The following is a 17,076-nucleotide window of genomic DNA, read 5'->3' as shown; positions in this document are numbered from 1 at the left end:
AAAGCCCCTCGAACGATTATCGGGACTCAAAATTATGACATCAACCATTACCTGCTACTGACATGTCGATTTTATCTTCGATCAAATCGCCCAACTCTCTTTTGAATTGAAAAACAATAGGACCAATGCGGTGCAACTCTAGGTGTTCTAAGCTTTGCCATTTTTCTACAAAAAAGATCGCATTTGCCTTACTTAAGTGGTTATAGATGTCATATTGCAAACACCCTTGCTCCCTTCGCGAGCCTTGCATGAGTGCTTCCAATTGTAATTTCATTGCATAAGTTAATTCAGTTTTGAAGCGCATTTCAATGAGTTTTGTGATCATAAACACCTACCTATTTTTTTGATAACCGAATGCCCATTCAACCTCTTGCGAACCAGTATTGGTTACGCTGTGGATCGCTTGAGCAGGAATAAAGGCTTCCTCTCCGGCTAACAATAGGGTGTTAATACCGGACACTTTAACCGTTAGCTCACCTGATAATACCGCCACTAGTTCATTCACTGGATGAGTAAAATCTTCCCAGGCTTGACCGGGTCTATCGGTCATGGTTCCGAAGCTATAGCCACGTGCATGCCACTCTTTCTTTAATGCTTGTAATGCTTGTTTGTCCACTCTTACCTTCCCTATTTTTTCAATTTACGTTGTTCTAACTCCCAATACTCAATGGCAAATAACTCTGCTTCGGGCAGCGGTTGCCATTGGCTAATCGTTTCGGCTTTGGCCATTGCCTGCATATTTTCATTGGCGATGGCCTCAATTATCTCAAGTTCTGCTTCATCAAAACTAATTGCGAAAACACCCTCATTTTCGACAATGCACCACTTAGGTAGATCCGATAATCTAATGTGTTTCGGCTCATGATGGGTTGCAAAGTATTGTTGATAGGCGTGCTGAAAAGAGTCGAGAGCCAAGCTAACATCTGTAGTAACCACCATTGGGAATGGCTTAAGCCGAATAACGTGTTCAGGGGTTAAGGTGCCTCTAGATGCGGCTTCGCGCCAAGGCTTGTTGACAGAAAACTGCTCGCTGACTTGGCTGATAAACTTCTGAACAAAAACAGGTCTTTGATATTTTTGCTCCAAGGTATTTTTTAACTCAAGAGTATTCTGAACTCCGTTGCTTGGTTTAGACTGGACCAAGTTAATCGGCCACTCACTCAGATAGTCCGCAGCTTTTTGTTCGCAATCGATCATTCTTTGACAACTGACCTCAGCATCATCAGAGTAAGTAACGACACCATGATGCTGTAAAATAATACCTTTGTAGCGCGAAATATCTTGATCAACAAGCTCAGCTATCTGTATTGATAGTAATTTACCAGCCATTTGATACGGCACAATTAAAAAATCGGGGAAGAGCCTAGCTAAAACCTCTAATCCACCCTCGGTGTTAGTGAGTGTTACAACCGAGGAGGCGTGCGTATGATCAACAAAGGCATAAGGAATGACGGCATGCATTAATGCTTCGACTGAAGGTGACGGCATCGATGCGTCACACTTTAAGGCATTAAGACGATCCATCATTTCAACATCACCAAAATCGGCAGCAGCCAGCAGTGCCAATAGCTCGGTATTCGGCAGTTTGGTAAAACCTTCAACAGTGATATCGGCCAAATCATACCCACTGCCTTTCACCCACAAGAATTGTCTACCCGTTGCAGGATCCGTTGCTTTTAAACTTGTATTTCCGCCACCATAAAGCACCAAATGTGGGTCTTGCCCTAACAGTCGCGATGTAGTTACTCGTTGAGCCAATAGTGACGTATTCATCTCACTCACCAAATTAGTCATAATGAAACAAAATGTACCATTATAACTAATTTGATTCAATCGGTTTGTAGACCAAAAGCCCTTTAACTTTTAGCGATTCAGTCGCGATACGCTACGATTAGATAGAAAATAGTGCATAATATATCTGAGCTAACTTAAGGAATGCGATTTTCGATGACTGAAGTAAAAAGAGACCGCGGCTCCACTATTCAACGTATTTTGGAAACCACCGAGTTCATTTCACAAAACGATGGCCTCTATGAAGCCGATAAAGTGGCTAAAATTTTGGGCTACCCGCCAGCTTCGGCACAAAAACTGTTTGCAGATATGAAGCTAGCTGGGTTTTTACAAGAGTCTATTCTAGGCCGTTTAACGCTCGCAAAAGAATTTCGCGACCTTTCAGAAGCCACCTTAAAGCATCAAAACTTCAAAAATGAACGCATGCGCGAACTCAATGCCTTATCTGAAACGATCGGCGAAACCTGCGGCATTTCATTACCCAGCGGGGTCAATATGATTTACTTCGAACGCTCACAATCTAATTGGCCAATACAAATTCATTTACCCCAAGGTGCACATGTTCCCATGACGGCGAGTGCTTCCGGTAAGCTTTATTTATCATCTTTACCTGTCTCAGCTCAGAAACTATTTCTTTATAATATTGGCATCGAGCGTTTCACTCGCAATACAGAAATGGACAGCAAAAAACTTATGGCCGAGTTAGTCACCATAAAGTCGCAAGGCTTTGCCGTTGATAATGAAGAGTTCATTGAAGGGATGTGTTCTATTGCGGTACCTATCAAAAACAACACAGCAGCATTTGGCTATCTTTTTTGCCATGCACCTGCATTTCGCACATCACACGAAGAGTTATTATCGTTTTTGCCTGACATTAAGTTGACCGCTGACAAAATAATGTCCGTTATGCTTCCAGACCTATCAAGCTAGATTTTCAAGCATCACTTCAAGCTCTGCGCTGTAGCGTTTTATCACCGGAAGCGCATGCAGCAGTTCATCTATATTTTTACGTATCATAGGGCAATGACAAAATAGGGACGCTAAATATTTACCTTTCTTGTCCAATATAGGGACAGCGATTGCCACCATTCCATCGATCAACTCTTCGTTATCTAAGCTGTATCCTTGCTGCTTGATAGACTTTATTTCTTGTTCTAGCTGCTCATAATCGGTAATGGTATTTTTGGCAAACTTCTCAAATTTCATACCGCCTATTAGCGATAGCCGAGCAGACTTACTCAAGGTGCTTAGGTATAGTTTACCGCTGGCGGTCGCCCAAAATGGGGTTTTCACATTCAACGGAATATGAACTTGCAATGGCCAGTTAGCCTCAACACGATCGTAATACACCATGTGATTATCACGCGGAATAGAAATACCACAGGTTTCACCCAACTCTTTTGACATGCCAGTCAAAATTGATTCTCGCTGCACTCGCCGCAAATTAGCCTGCGTACTGGAGATAGCGACTTGCACAAACTTCGCTCCAGGAATAATCAAACCGTCACTGTTTTCGGCAACGTAATTTGCTTGCCGCAATTGCCCAACTAAGCGGTGCAATGTCGGTTTTACAATACCCGTTTCATGGATTAGCCCGGGCATGGAGATACCCTCTAGGTTTAACCCGACAGATTTTAGAATGGCGGTCACTCGATCGGAAACACTAATTTTACGCAAAAAACACCCTCATTAAAGATGATATCGATGCTCGGGTAGTCCGGGTTCTGTGGCATTCACTAAAAATAGATGCCCTGAATCGGGGTTTTCAACTAAGCACTGATCATCACATTGATACGAACCTGATGTTACCACTAATTTGGTCAAATCGCCGCCATAGAAAGTCGCTCTTGTGACGTGAAAGGCAGGAAAATCAACTCGCTCAATGCGTTCTCCAGTTGAATTGTAGACGGTCAGGCAGCGTCCTGCCCAATGGCAGAGATATAAATTGCCAAGTGAATCAGTTTTCAGACCATCCGGTAATCCGTCATTTTCATCTAATTGAATAAACACCCGCTTTGAGATGTACCCTTCACCACTGTCTGACAACTGATATTCCAAAACCTGCGCTTGGAACATATTGGCAATGTAAACCTTTTTACCATCTGGACTAAATGCAATCCCATTCGAAACACTGAAGCCAGTATCAAATTGTACCAACGAGCCTAACTGACCCTTCATGATATAAATTGCACCATCGGGTTGCTCTAAGCTGGCTTCATTCATAGTGCCAAACCAAAGCTCACCCTTCGGCGACACGACTGCATCATTGATGCGAGCATCGTTAATTTCGCTCACCGGATCGCAAATAAATTGCAGCTCAGTGAAGTCACTACTGGAGAGATAAATACCGGTTTTAGACGCTAATAAAAATGAATTCTCACTGGTAAATGCAATGGCGGTCACGGGAATACCGACATCAAAACACTGGACAGTTTGGCTTAACAGCGCGAACTGAAATACTTGGCTCGCTTCGGCATCTACCCAATAAATAAAGTCTTCGTCAGCAATGGGCGATTCACCAATGATATTTCTATATTGCCGATGTGTGGTAATTCTATTCATAACAGATCTCAATTTTTTTAAAAGTGCATAAAAGGGCGAGCTTTCGCCCTTTGCTATGGTGGATGTTCAATTCAGATTGAATTAAACGATCTTAATTTGAAGGGTGCCTAAATTTCGCATCCGCCCAATTTGCATGATCATAACCATTGCCGGCACCTGACTTTGCTTTAAGTTCAATTTGCGTAACTAGCTCGCCTATTGGCACAACCACCTCCAATGCCCCATCGGCGCCAGTCAGCTCTGAGGAGCTGAAAGCAAGCGACCCATCAAGTAGGATATCAAACGCGACGCTGCCATTATTTCCGACCTCGTCATCTATCCCGACAAAGGCGCGAAATTGATCAAAGGAACCTGCCGTAAAGCTATAAATCACACTTGAGTCAGCATGAACGCCTATCCCTTTAGCGAAAGTTACCCCATTGATTGATTGGATGACACCATCACTAACAGCGGCTTCGCCATTTGAAAAGTCTTTTTCAATAGGTCCCCAGCCGTTGGTAGCGCTGGTTTCGGCCAAATCACTGGCGTAAGTGAATTGCTCAGGCAAGGTTGTGCTAAACAAATTACCCGATCCGTTATCTGTAGGATGAACCCAATTGGCTCCGCCATTTGGATCAAAACCAAAACCAATCGGACCTGACGGTCCACCTGGCCCACTGGTATTACCGATACGCAACTCAAATGAATGCCACCCCGGGCTAAGCGCTAAATTTCCCGTTGTCGTTTGTTGATTCCAAGCATCGTTATTTAGAACCAAGATGCCATCAATCCATAGCCTTGTATTGTCATCAATATTTTCCATGAATGCGATGTTGCCATCGGCGTCAAATACGTAACCCGAGAATACCCTTGTGGTATTAACCGGCAGTGACGTTTCAGTTTGCGCGAGGTCTAAGGTGATCGATGTGTTCGGATTAGCTTGAGTGGTATTCATTGCCCCTGCAATCTCACCTTGATGCAACCCAGGGTTTACTCCACCTACTACTTCACCTGGTAGACGCAATTTTGCATCGCCCCAATCGGCATGATCGCTGCCAACGCCATCATTTGCACCTGTCACAATAAGGCGAAGCTGACTAGCCATTGCAGGCAGGTTAACAAAGACAGCTTGGGCAACATCGGACCCCGTCAACGTGCCGCTTTGGAAACTCAAAACACCATCGACATACACTTCGAAAACTACAGAACCAGAGTCTCCTACTTCATCATCAACTCCAATAAATGCTTGAAAGCGATCATAGGGCTGGTCGGATATGTCATATCTAATATCCGAGTTTGCATGTACACCTAAACCTTTCTCATACTGCGAACCACCTATCGATAAGGTACCGCCATCATTGGCTGCATTTTCACCATTCGATGCATCTTTCTCAAAAGGTCCCCAACCGTTTGTCGCCGACGTTTCGGTACGGTCGCTTAAATAAAAGTACTGACTAGCTGCAGGCGGCGTAGGTACAATCACAGGCGGCCCTTCGTATTCAATTTGCTCAAGATAAGCCACTAACTGCGCTCGCTCAGTTGCATCATTCACACTGTGTTCCTGCCCCGTTTGCAGAACATCATTTAGTGTCGCTGCCTGACCGTTATGAAAATAAGGCGCTGATTCAAACAACCCTAAAAGTATTGGCGTTTTAAAACCAACGCCTGAAAGTGATTGCCCAATACCTAAACCAGACGACGGCTGAATTGTACCGACATCATGGCGCTGTTGATCGGTGAAAAAATCGCCGCTGTGACAACTTGCACAACCCTTTTGTATAAACAATTGCGCGCCAGCTTGTGCGGCATTCGTCAAAGACCCATTGGCATTTCTAAACGGGCTCAACGGGAACTCATTTAAACTTTCTAAGTAAATCGACAAATTGTCTAAGTCATCACTTAGACCAGCTTTTTTATCCCCTAACGGATTTTCAACGGAGGCAAATAAAGCATCATCAATAAACCCACGACCACCAAAGCCATGACGAATATCATTTTCAAAATCATGAATTTCGTCAAAATTGGCCGTCCAGTGCACATTGCCCAAACCCGTTCCAGTTCGGCCTTGCAGCACAATTGTATTACGCAAACCTTCACCGCGGTCTGTAAAATCCCATACCCGATGATCCGACCCAGCACCCGTATGGCAACTGGCGCAAGAAATGTAGCCATCTTGAGTCATACGTGCGTCTTCGGCGTTATAAAACAGTTGTTTACCTGCTAAAACTCTTGGATGCAAAACTTCATTTGCGACCGTTTCAATACTGGCGAGCTGACTTGAATTGCCAGTCCCACTGCCATTTTCAAATGATGACACATCAAAAACCGAAACAGTTCGCGACATAAAATTATGCACAAATAAGTTTGTACCTACTTTAACAAGGCCTCTAGGAGCCAACCCAGTGTGTGCTAATTCACTCGCTCGATTGTTAGAGTAAGCATCTCGTATTTCAACGCTATTTTGGCCTTCCAAGGCTACATAGACGTAATCACCCAATTCGCTGAACACAATCGCTTTTGGCTGAGCTCGATTGTCTATATCCAGTTGTTGATTACTCAGCTCAAGACCACTATTGATATCAATCTTTGCCGTTATGGCTCTTATAGTCGTCTCAAATGTTAATCGTTTTGTAACATCGTCTTCCAAAAACGGACCGCGATCGACATTGGCTTTATTTGCTGCGACCCAAGCGGTCTGTCCATCGGGTGCTATCGTAATACCACTTAAATAGTTTGGTATTCCTCGCGCACGGTCGGGACCATCCACAGTGGTCGTGTCTTTGGCCAACGCTATTGTTTTCGCTATCGTCATTGTCGCGATATTCACTTCGATAACTTCGGCTTGGCTTTGAGGAGACACAAAGCGAGTCACCAATGCCGTAGCTGAATTACTCGTGATTGCTATTGCACGTGCAGATTGGCCAACGTTAACGCGACCTAGTTCTTGTCTTGTATTGGTATCAAACTTCACCAGCTCACCCGTGCCTTGCAACGAAACCAATGCGATGGATTGATCTGGCGTAAAAGCAATTCCGTAAGCTTGACTGCCTCTTGGAAGGTCAATCGTCGTGATCGTGGTTCCTAATGCCGAAAGCACAGTAATTGCAGAGTCTTTTTCACTTACGACCCATACCGAGCTATCAGGAGCGAGTGCTAGCGTTCTAGGCTGCGCCGCAACGGGCGACTCCCAAAGTTTATTAAATGGAGATTGTGCATCAATTGCACTAACAGTGTTGTTATCTTCATTGACGACAAAAATCGTATCGCCATTATCTGCAATGGTGCTTGTTTGAGTGGGTGTGATTGCGTTAACTGGATTGTAAATAGTAATGGGGATAGACGCTGTTGTGTCTAGACCATTTTCTCGTGCCGTGACAATCGCCGTGTAATGACCTGGAGCGGCATAGCTGTGTGATGCAGATCCTTGGGAGCTAAATGCAGTGACATTGCCATCGCCAAAATCCCACGAATAACTTATCGCACCGCCTAGAATAGGCTGACTAGTAGCACTGACATTTATCATTTGTCCAGTTTGGATCGGTGACACATTATTAACGTTTATTGTATGCCCAGATGCATTACCAGTGGAAAACCGAAATTGTTGTGATGCAAGCGTATTGCCGGAAAAATCTTGAATACCGCTCAATTCAATTATATAAATTTGGTCGGCTTCAAGCGCATTTGTTGGAGCAAAATGAACAAAACCCAAATTGACTGAATATGTACCATTAAGTGGCGTATTGGTGCCCAGTTTTGTTACCTTAAAGGTCGAACTGTTCACCGACGCCATTAATATACTATCGGAAAGCGCCAAACCAATACGCGAAGTTAACGGTTGATTTGTCGATAAATGTTCAGGCACCATACGATTTAACGTTGGCGGCGTTAAATCTTGGCTGGAACTGTGTGCGATAAGACCACTGCCACTGCCATGGTCATTGCCGACCCACACCATATTACCAAAAGCAAATACTTGACCATGATCGACATCGGTTCCTGTTGCATTGAGTGACGCTGTCCCTTCAACAACAAAGCTATTGATGTCAGAAACATCGAGCATATTTATATCGTCTTGATTGCCTAAAAATAGTTTTTGATCTTGTAAGTTACAATATAAATTAACAAAACCATTCGTCTGATCATGAACTAACGCAATTGGCGTTTGGTTGGTATCATAGACACGCAACTGATCGCCTGCTGAGCGTGACGCGAAATAAGCTAGATTACCATCCCAACAACTGGCGTAATAAAGTTGAGGAATACTCGATACTGATTTTGTCAGTACAGGATTCACCGGGTCAGAAATATCAACCATGGAGAAGCCAGCCGTTCCCTCCATACTTGAAATGTATAACTCATTTCCTAACGCAAAAACAGGCCCTACATTAAAACCACCTAAAGCCGACCGTGGCACCGTTTTTTCAACATACGGACTCGCAATATTAGAGGTATTTACAATAGTTAAACCCGCATTTCCACGAGATACATAAAGATAAGGCGCCTGCCAAAACAGTTGCCAAGATACATTATTATAATCACCGAAATTAACACCTGAAATAGGCAGTTTAGAAACTTGAATTGGATTTTGTACATCTGACCAATCCCATATTTCAATGCCTTTGCCAGATTGTATGGCAATCAAATTACCTTCTGCTAATCCTAATGAATGAGGCTCTCGAAACTCTGCGGTACGTAAACCATTCCCAGTTCGATGTATATTAGTGGTATCTGGCTCGTAGACTTGTTTCACCAATTGGAGGTTTCGTGGATTAGAGGCATCTAATGCAATCCAGCCACCAGGTCCTCCACCACTGTCGGGTGCGAAAATCCCGATCATGTATCCATTCAACATCGTCATGACGTTAACGCCGTAGTGCTTAGACCCAGGGTAATCTGGCGGCAGTAATCCGGTACTATCATCCACTAAAGGTGTAGATACTTGAGTATTCACCTCCCCTGCGGAATAACTAAGATTACCTAGGCCAGGTCCTTGTACGGCATAAGTTGGTGCAGTGCTTGCAAATAATGCTAAGCCTACGCTCATTGAAGCCATTTTAATTAAACGGCTTTTCCTCTCTTTAGTTTTGTAAAACATAGCTAACCCTTTTTATTATTTTAGCCAAACACATGTTTGGCCAATTTTGGCTATGTACAGTATCCTTTGCGTTACTTCGTTCTTACTCCTTCTCCTAATACCATTTGCGACCTTTAATAATCATGGCGTTATAAGCTTTCGTTAACCGATCAACAATTTGTGGATCGACTGAACTGTTAAGTGCTAAATATAATTCAACGTGTGTTAGCTCTTGTGCTTCCATGATTTCTGGGAAGCCCGTTTCAAAGGCTAACTTAAATGCGCTGCTACGAGATGTGGCCCATAGATCGATCAGTCCGTAATTAAGACGATATGGGTTGACTCTGTCTTTCGATTCGACATTGATAGGTATGCCCGCATCACTTAAAAACATAGCGATGGGAGAGTCTTTTTGGGCGCCTATTTTAAATTTAGATAAATCACTCATCGAAGCGACGCTTAGACTGGATTGCCTGGTTTTATATAATGCCCAATAATCTCTAGCTATTGGGCCAAGCCAGATTAAATTATCTTCAGCAGAATCATCCCGGCTCATCGCAAAAAAACCGACGTTCGGCTCTGAATTAACGCGCCGAAGACCCACAGATAAATTTCTTAGTTTGATGTTGTATTCAACACCCGCTTCTTGAAATAGGTCTTTCACAAATTGTACGGCCATTCCAGAAATCATATCTGTATGATGTTCAAACTCTCGGCCATTGACACTGTGACTGTATATACCATTACTGCTGGTATATAAGGTAAGGTGGGCATCGGCAGTGGCACTGGATGCCAGTACCACCATCAAGATAAAGCCGTGCAAGAATACCATTAGCTGTTGCATTATTTTTGCCCTTTTGATGTTACTTCATCGTTGGCATAATGAAATCGGAGGTCACTTGCGAAACATGCGGCCAACGGGTCGTGATGGTCTTCATGCGGGTAAAGAACCGGACACCATCGGAGCCATGCATATGCAGTGGGCCAAATAACGATCGTTTCCAGCCGCCAAAACTGTGAAAAGCCATTGGCACTGGAATCGGTACGTTAATACCCACCATGCCGACTTGAATTTGATCACTAAACTCGCGGCTTGCCATACCATTTTGAGTGAATATCGAGGTACCATTGCCAAACTCATGATCGTTGATCAACGCAATCGCTTCATCCAGACTCTTAACACGCATAACACATAACACGGGTCCAAAAATTTCTTCTTGGTAGATCGACATTTCTTTGCTTACATGATCGAACAATGTGCCGCCAAGGAAGTAGCCCGACGACGTTTTAGTGACGTCATGTTCACGCCCGTCAACTAGCAAAGTTGCACCTTCGGCTTTTCCTGCAGCTATATATCCTTTCACCTTTTCGAGATGCGCCTCAGTCACAAGAGGACCCATTTCATTTTCTTCACTAACACCGTAACCCGGACCCACTTTCATTGTTTGCAGTTCATCACTTAATTGTGCGACCAAGGCATCTGCTACTTCATCACCAACTGCCACAGCAACAGAAATAGCCATACAACGCTCACCAGCAGAGCCATAAGCAGCGCCCATTAACGCGCCCGTCACTTGGCTGATATCGGCATCAGGCATCACCACCATGTGATTCTTTGCACCACCTAACGCTTGAACACGCTTACCGTACTGACTGCCTTTTTGATAGATATATTCTGCAATCGGAGTTGAACCGACAAAGCTAACAGCCTCTACCTGGCAATTTTCTAAAATTTCATCGACACTTTCTTTACCACCCTGTACAACATTAAAGACGCCGTCTGGCAAACCGGCTTGAGTTAATAATTCGGCCATGCGAATCGAGATCGACGGATTTTTTTCAGACGGTTTAAGGATGAAGGTATTACCCGTTGCAAGGGCAATTGGAAACATCCACATTGGCACCATCGCCGGGAAGTTGAAGGGCGTAATACCGGCACAAACACCCAAAGGCGTCATCAATGAATGCGAATCTACATTGCGGCCTACGTTACGGCTGTGTTCGCCTTTTTGTAAATGCGGAATACCACAGGCGAACTCAACAACTTCTAGCCCGCGAGTTAACTCGCCTTTCGCATCGCTTTCGACTTTGCCATGTTCTCGCGAAATCAAGTTCGCCAACTCATCAATATTGGCTTCCATTAAGTCTTTAAATTTAAATAAAATTCGCGAGCGATTAAGTGGTGTAATTTTTGACCAGGTTTCAAATGCCTTAGCAGCATTAGCAATTGCATCGCGCGTTGCTTGTGCTGATGACAATTGAACTTGCCCTGTAACTGCCCCTAATGCGGGGTCAAAAATTTCTGCTGTCGGTGCACTGTCATCTGTTACCCGTGCGCCGTTTATATAATTACCAATCATGATTAGGCTCCTAATGCCAAACTTTTCTATAGAGTTGAATAATGTCTTCTTTCGAAGGGACTTTTGGATTATTACCTGGTGAGCCTGATGCAATGGCTTGCTCGGCCATGAGGTCTAAGCTGTCAAAGTACTCGGCTTCCTTAACGCCGAATTCCGCTAAGCTCGGAACACCCAAGTCTGCATTAAGTTGCACAAGCTCTTCAATGAGTGCGGCAACGGCTACTTTGTCACTCTCATGCTTATCTGCAATACCCATAGCACGAGCACAATCTGCATACTTGTCAATTGCCGATGGTATAGAAAATTCGGTAATATCCGGTAGCAACATGGCATTGCTCATACCGTGTGGCACATGAAAATGCGCGCCAATCGGTCGACTCATACCATGCACCAATGCAACCGATGCATTCGAAAAAGCCATTCCTGCCATGTTGGCACCCAACATGATTTTTTCTTTTGCCAGTAAATTTTTCGGGTTATTCACCGCTTCACGAAGGTTGGGGGCAATTAGGCCCATGGCACTCAATGCAAGTTGCTCAGTAAACAGGCCAGCCTTTTGACTCACGTAGGCTTCGATGGCGTGTGTCAATGCATCGATCCCGGTGTCAGCAGCAATACGTGCAGGCGCCGTCATCGATAACTCATAGTCAATGATTGAGGCTACAGGCAGTAGACCCGGACCCATACACAACATTTTTTCATCGGTATCGTTATCGGTAATTATCGTCACTTTCGTGACTTCTGATCCTGTTCCTGCGGTGGTTGGTATCGCGACAATCGGCACAATTTCTTCGTTGACTATGTGCGGTACTTTATAATCTCTCATGCGCCCACCGTGTTTTGCGAGCAAACCAATGGCTTTTGCGCTGTCTATGACGCTGCCGCCACCTAATGCGATGATGCAATCAAACCCGCCTGACTTAAATAGCTCAACCGCTGGCAATAGTGAAGCTTCATCGGGTTCGGTCATGGTGTCTAGAAACTGATCACTTGCTATATCATGTTTAGCCAGAAGGTCGCGAATACGACTGACGTTTCCGATGTTATCCATGACTTTATCAGACAAAACTAGTGGTTTTTTACAACGTAAATCAGCCAACAATAATGGTAGATTAGCAACTGCGTTTGCGCCGATATCTAAGTATTTTGGCAAATAGATTCTTTGACTCATACACTATTCCTCTTAATGATACTTTTTGTATCGTTTTAATTTTTAAAAGGCAAAAAAAATTACCATTCATTAAGAAATGCGGAAATTTTTTGATACTTTTTTTGCCTCAGTGTCAGTAGTTCATGCTTATCTTTATTCGGGTGGAAGCAATGGTAGTCGCCGCGCATTGCAGAGACCGCAGATTCTAAACTGCTAAACAAACCCACAGCCGTGGCTGCGGCAATGGCAACGCCACGAGCCCCAGCTTCTTCACAAGGTGTGACATACACCTCAATGTTTAAAACATCTGCAAACAATTGACACCAAACCTTCGACCGTGAGCCACCACCGCTTAACACAACGTGATCGAAACCAATGTCAAAGCGAGCAAGCTTTTTAACATGTTCAAGGTGCCCAAAAACAATACCTTCATATACGGCATACAAAAGGTGTGCCCTATTATGCCAACCAGAGACACCAAAAAAATTTGCGCCGGTATGGGCATTGTCTTTAGATCCGTAAAGGTAAGGATGAAACAGTGGCAAGTTTTCTTCAAGCTCTACTTGCTCTACCAAGTCATTGCAAAATTCAAAAACTTTTTTATCTAAGACTTGTGCAACTTGCTTTTCAGTTTGAAAAAACTCACTAACAAACCATTCAAGATTCGACGCCGATGTCGCACTGTTCTCTAGGGCTAAAAACCGATCACCCGGAAACACACAGCACATAAAGAGCTCTGAAGTGGGCAGATGATTACTGACAACTTGATTGATACTCCACGTGCCTGCGATCATTGAGGCTTGTGCGTGCTCAAACACGCCTGTGCCAATGGCACTGCTGACAACATCAAACATTCCCGCTATAACGGGTGTTCCAACGCTTAATCCTGTTAATACCGCTGTCGATTCAATTACCTGACCAACAATTTCTTCAGAGCTATAGATAGTCGGCATTTTATCTGCGACTTCGCTTATATCGAACATCTGTAAAAGCTTTTCACTAACGGTGTGGGTTTGAAAATCGAACAATCCCGACGCACTTACATCGCCAAAGTCAGTCGCTAATTCACCGCTGAGTTTAAAATTCAGATAGTCTTTGCAAAACAACACCGTGGCACCCTCGGCGTAAGTTTCTGGCTCAACTATTTTTAGCCATTTAAGTAAGGTGGCAGTTTGCGATGGCCAAGCACCCTGATGGTTAACTTCTCTCAAATTGGCATAGTCATTACGGTCTTGAATTTCGTTGGCGAGTTTTTCTGCGCGGCTATCAAGTGATTTAATAGCTTTCAATGGCTCATTGCTACGGTCAAGCAAATAGAGTCCATTGCCGTGACCGCTGGTACCTATTGCTTTAATATCAGCTCCGGTTAAACGCGCTTTCGATAAAGCCGCACGTATTACGTCACTACAAGATTGCCAGAGCACATTTAGGTTTGATTCGGTATAGCCCGCTTGTGGAAAGAGTGTATCCACACGCGCACTTGCAACGGCTATTTCTTGACCTTTAAGATCAAAAATAGCCGCCTTAACCGCTGTATTCCCACAATCAATACCTAATACATATTCTGACATTTTTCTACTTCCTAGTTATGATAGATCGCTAATGCATCAGCTACCGAGGCATCGTCGTGAATCATCGCCATAAATGCTTTTACAACAAGGTCTGGTGCATCGTGTTGATAAATATTGCGTCCATAAACCATACCCAGTGCGCCTTGGTCAAGCAGTGCACGCGCTTTAGTAAATACAGAATCAATATCTTCTTTACCGCCACCACGAACTAATACCGGGCAACGTGCCGCTTCTACTACTTTATGGAAGTCATTAGCGTCAGATGTAGGGTCTGCTTTAATAATGTCAGCACCGAGCTCACGGCCCATACGAACCAACGTGACGATTTTTTCGCAATCGCCGTCTACCATATAGCCGCCGCGTCCATCATTGGGCAGCATAACCAAAGGCTCAATCATCAACGGCATGCCGTACTTTTCACAATCGAGCTTAACTTTACTGATGTTTTTTATGCACTGTCGGAATAGGTCTGGCTCATCAGGTAGCATAAACAAATTAACCACAACACAGGCAGCGTCCATTGCAACGGCTTGCAATACTGGATCAGACTCATTCTGCAGCAACGACCACATAACACGATGACGCTCGGCATTATATGGGTTACCCATATCAATACGCATGACCAAGGCCGGTTTATTTTTACCGTTGATAGATTGCAGAATGTCAGACTGGCCATAGGTCATTTGGATGGCGTCTGGGTTTGCATGGACAAGTTTTTTAATAACCTTGTCCATATCTTCAAGACCATCCAAAAACGATGGTTCATTGCACACACCATGGTCGATGGCGACATCTAAACAACGACCGTTCTTAAACAATCGCTGCATACGTGCTTTATTACTTACGAACATTTAGACTCTCCCGGTTTAATAAACTTTTTATAGCTTTCCAAAATTTTATCAACTTCTAATGCGCAACCGTTAAACGTACTCAATTGAGTTGCGCATTTTTTTAATTGCGCGATGGTATGGTTATCGCTCCAACCTAACTGCGTTTGCATTATTAGCGCTAATTCTACCAACGCCACATTATGTAACTGCCCTTCAATTGCTATATTCGTCCGACGCATGACTAGGTCTTCAAGCTCACGTGCGAACTCTACATTGACTAGGTATTGCATCTCCTGAATAAAGTAGCCGTCTACACCACTCAACGGAGTCAGTTCATTGGTGTCAGAAAACTCAAGTACCTTCGCCATTTCCATACCATAGCGGTCGAACAAAATATCTGCTTGCTGCTCAGTCACCGCATACCGTTCACGATAATTCTTTAACAGCTTACTCTTGACTTGCTCGTTTTCTGGATAGCCCACGCCACCACCAATGGTTTTATTTTGAGTTGAACAAACACGTTGCTTATTTAATAACGCTAAAGTTTGATCCGTTGCTTGCTCAGCAAAAGCTCTAAAGGTTGTCCACTTACCGCCAACCATAGAAATTACGGAATGGTTCTTTACTGAACTCACTTGCAGTTTGTGGGAACGAGGTATTTGCCCGGCGGTTTCTTTCGATGCAGACCCTAAAGGTCGCACCCCACTAAATTTGTACACTATTTGGGATTTATCAATGGTTATTCCAGGTAACACCGTTTTTAGCGATTCCAAGATGTAATCAACTTCTTCGTCTGTGCAAAAGACATTGCTTAAATCTTTAACTGGAATATCCGTCGAGCCGATCAACACCTTGCCCATATAAGGAAACAAGATACAAACACGATTTTCAGAGTTTTCGTAATAAAGCATACTGCCAGCCAGTTCATCATGTAATTCTTGATGATCAACAACAATATGTGAGCCCTTCGTTCCTGTTATAAACTCAGAATGAAAGCCAAGGTCTTGGTTCACTTCATCAATCCAAGCGCCTGTGGCATTTATGACTATCTCTGATGATATCGTTCGGCTACTACCATCGAGTTGACTTTTTAGTTTTATTTCTGAGCTGTTTTCGAGCGTCACTTCACAGTGATTTATTGCTCGTTGTGCACTTTGTGTTTCACTGCCTTCCTTTAAAAGCTCTAATGCAAGCCGTTCGGGAGAAGAAATCCATGCATCAAAATACTGTGCGGTACACTTAACCGACTCTCGCATGCTTGGAAACAGTTTCTTTGTTGCCTTTTTTCCGTAAAAAGTATGCTTTGGCAACACTTGATCTTTTCGTGTGAAAATATCGTAGAACATTAAGCCGATTTTCACGATCACAGAGCCACGATCGGAGGTAGATTGGCTTAAGCCAAAAAAGCGTAATCCGGCTGTCATTAGGCCCGCAAAATGTTCATTTACCGGCACCATGGTTCGTAACGGTTTGACCAAGTGTGGGGCATTTTTTAATAGATTATTTCTTTCTGCGAGAGACTCACGGACTAGATCAAATTCAGCATTTTCTAGATAGCGTAAACCGCCATGAATCATACGAGAAGGTGCTGAGCTCGCACCGCTACAGAAATCATTTTTATCTACGAGCAGAACACTGAGGCCTTGCAGCGCTAATTCACGGTACACGCCAATGCCATTGATGCCGCCGCCAATGACGACAACATCAAATTTTTCATTCATCTCAATACTGGCTAGGTGTTCTGTGTTCATTGTTTTAC

13 protein-coding genes are annotated in these 17,076 nt (G+C 43.9%); 1 reads left to right on the top strand and 12 read right to left on the bottom strand.

Annotated elements, in window-relative coordinates; translation table 11 throughout:
- Nucleotides 1-40: 40 nt before the first annotated feature.
- Genes ACI882_RS08305 through ACI882_RS08295 form a run of 3 tightly spaced genes read right to left on the bottom strand, consistent with a single transcriptional unit; the run spans nucleotide 41 to nucleotide 1,773 of the window.
- Entirely contained in the window at nucleotides 41-325 is a 285-nt protein-coding gene (locus tag ACI882_RS08305; protein WP_411745705.1) for a putative quinol monooxygenase, read from the bottom strand.
- Nucleotides 326-331: 6 nt separating this feature from the next.
- Nucleotides 332-616: a cupin domain-containing protein gene (locus ACI882_RS08300; RefSeq protein WP_411745704.1), complete on the bottom strand. Its 285-nt coding sequence runs from the start codon at nucleotides 614-616 to the stop codon at nucleotides 332-334.
- Nucleotides 617-627: 11 nt separating this feature from the next.
- Nucleotides 628-1,773 (bottom strand): class II aldolase/adducin family protein, encoded by a 1,146-nt coding sequence (locus tag ACI882_RS08295; protein WP_411746268.1) that lies wholly within the window; start codon nucleotides 1,771-1,773, stop codon nucleotides 628-630.
- Nucleotides 1,774-1,947: 174 nt separating this feature from the next.
- Here ACI882_RS08295 and ACI882_RS08290 point away from each other — a divergent pair, with 174 nt between their 5' ends.
- Nucleotides 1,948-2,721 (top strand): IclR family transcriptional regulator, encoded by a 774-nt coding sequence (locus ACI882_RS08290; RefSeq protein ID WP_411746267.1) that lies wholly within the window; start codon nucleotides 1,948-1,950, stop codon nucleotides 2,719-2,721.
- Here the strand turns inward: ACI882_RS08290 and ACI882_RS08285 are convergent.
- The 9 genes from ACI882_RS08285 to ACI882_RS08245 form a co-directional block, all read right to left on the bottom strand.
- A complete protein-coding gene (locus ACI882_RS08285) occupies nucleotides 2,713-3,468 on the bottom strand; it encodes an IclR family transcriptional regulator (RefSeq protein ID WP_411742894.1) in 756 nt (251 codons plus the stop codon). The two genes, ACI882_RS08290 and ACI882_RS08285, sit on opposite strands and share 9 nt — an antisense overlap.
- A gap of 12 nt (nucleotides 3,469-3,480) precedes the next feature.
- Entirely contained in the window at nucleotides 3,481-4,353 is an 873-nt protein-coding gene (locus tag ACI882_RS08280; protein ID WP_411742893.1) for an SMP-30/gluconolactonase/LRE family protein, read from the bottom strand.
- A 91-nt stretch (nucleotides 4,354-4,444) separates the two neighbouring features.
- Nucleotides 4,445-9,427, bottom strand: a complete 4,983-nt coding sequence (locus tag ACI882_RS08275; protein WP_411742892.1) for an NPCBM/NEW2 domain-containing protein — start codon at nucleotides 9,425-9,427, stop codon at nucleotides 4,445-4,447.
- A gap of 94 nt (nucleotides 9,428-9,521) precedes the next feature.
- Nucleotides 9,522-10,250: a substrate-binding periplasmic protein gene (locus ACI882_RS08270; RefSeq protein WP_411742891.1), complete on the bottom strand. Its 729-nt coding sequence runs from the start codon at nucleotides 10,248-10,250 to the stop codon at nucleotides 9,522-9,524.
- Nucleotides 10,251-10,269: 19 nt separating this feature from the next.
- Nucleotides 10,270-11,766, bottom strand: coding sequence for a CoA-acylating methylmalonate-semialdehyde dehydrogenase (locus tag ACI882_RS08265; protein ID WP_411742890.1), 1,497 nt, complete (start codon nucleotides 11,764-11,766; stop codon nucleotides 10,270-10,272).
- 10 nt (nucleotides 11,767-11,776) lie between these two features.
- Nucleotides 11,777-12,937 (bottom strand): iron-containing alcohol dehydrogenase, encoded by a 1,161-nt coding sequence (locus ACI882_RS08260; protein WP_411742889.1) that lies wholly within the window; start codon nucleotides 12,935-12,937, stop codon nucleotides 11,777-11,779.
- A 59-nt stretch (nucleotides 12,938-12,996) separates the two neighbouring features.
- Entirely contained in the window at nucleotides 12,997-14,487 is a 1,491-nt protein-coding gene (locus tag ACI882_RS08255) for an FGGY-family carbohydrate kinase (RefSeq protein WP_411742888.1), read from the bottom strand.
- 11 nt (nucleotides 14,488-14,498) lie between these two features.
- Nucleotides 14,499-15,338, bottom strand: coding sequence for a class I fructose-bisphosphate aldolase (locus ACI882_RS08250; protein WP_411742887.1), 840 nt, complete (start codon nucleotides 15,336-15,338; stop codon nucleotides 14,499-14,501).
- Nucleotides 15,329-17,068, bottom strand: a complete 1,740-nt coding sequence (locus tag ACI882_RS08245) for a glycerol-3-phosphate dehydrogenase/oxidase (protein ID WP_411742886.1) — start codon at nucleotides 17,066-17,068, stop codon at nucleotides 15,329-15,331. The genes ACI882_RS08250 and ACI882_RS08245 overlap by 10 nt, the downstream gene beginning before the upstream one ends.
- Nucleotides 17,069-17,076 lie beyond the last annotated feature (8 nt).

This window comes from Reinekea sp. (assembly GCF_046710285.1).
Taxonomy (GTDB): Bacteria; Pseudomonadota; Gammaproteobacteria; order Pseudomonadales; family Natronospirillaceae; genus Reinekea.
Note: the sequence above shows the minus strand (reverse complement) of the source record. Positions and strands in the feature narration are given on the sequence as shown.

Bases quoted from the DNA above. Each gene is read 5' to 3' on its own strand.
- ACI882_RS08305 (WP_411745705.1), bottom strand. From the start codon at position 325: ATGATCACAAAACTCATTGAAATGCGCTTCAAAACTGAATTAACTTAT.
- ACI882_RS08280 (WP_411742893.1), bottom strand. From the start codon at position 4,353: ATGAATAGAATTACCACACATCGGCAATATAGAAATATCATTGGTGAA.
- ACI882_RS08245 (WP_411742886.1), bottom strand. From the start codon at position 17,068: ATGAACACAGAACACCTAGCCAGTATTGAGATGAATGAAAAATTTGAT.
- ACI882_RS08250 (WP_411742887.1), bottom strand. From the start codon at position 15,338: ATGTTCGTAAGTAATAAAGCACGTATGCAGCGATTGTTTAAGAACGGT.
- ACI882_RS08295 (WP_411746268.1), bottom strand. From the start codon at position 1,773: ATGAATACGTCACTATTGGCTCAACGAGTAACTACATCGCGACTGTTA.
- ACI882_RS08255 (WP_411742888.1), bottom strand. From the start codon at position 14,487: ATGTCAGAATATGTATTAGGTATTGATTGTGGGAATACAGCGGTTAAG.
- ACI882_RS08265 (WP_411742890.1), bottom strand. From the start codon at position 11,766: ATGATTGGTAATTATATAAACGGCGCACGGGTAACAGATGACAGTGCA.
- ACI882_RS08290 (WP_411746267.1), top strand. From the start codon at position 1,948: ATGACTGAAGTAAAAAGAGACCGCGGCTCCACTATTCAACGTATTTTG.
- ACI882_RS08275 (WP_411742892.1), bottom strand. From the start codon at position 9,427: ATGTTTTACAAAACTAAAGAGAGGAAAAGCCGTTTAATTAAAATGGCT.
- ACI882_RS08260 (WP_411742889.1), bottom strand. From the start codon at position 12,937: ATGAGTCAAAGAATCTATTTGCCAAAATACTTAGATATCGGCGCAAAC.
- ACI882_RS08270 (WP_411742891.1), bottom strand. From the start codon at position 10,250: ATGCAACAGCTAATGGTATTCTTGCACGGCTTTATCTTGATGGTGGTA.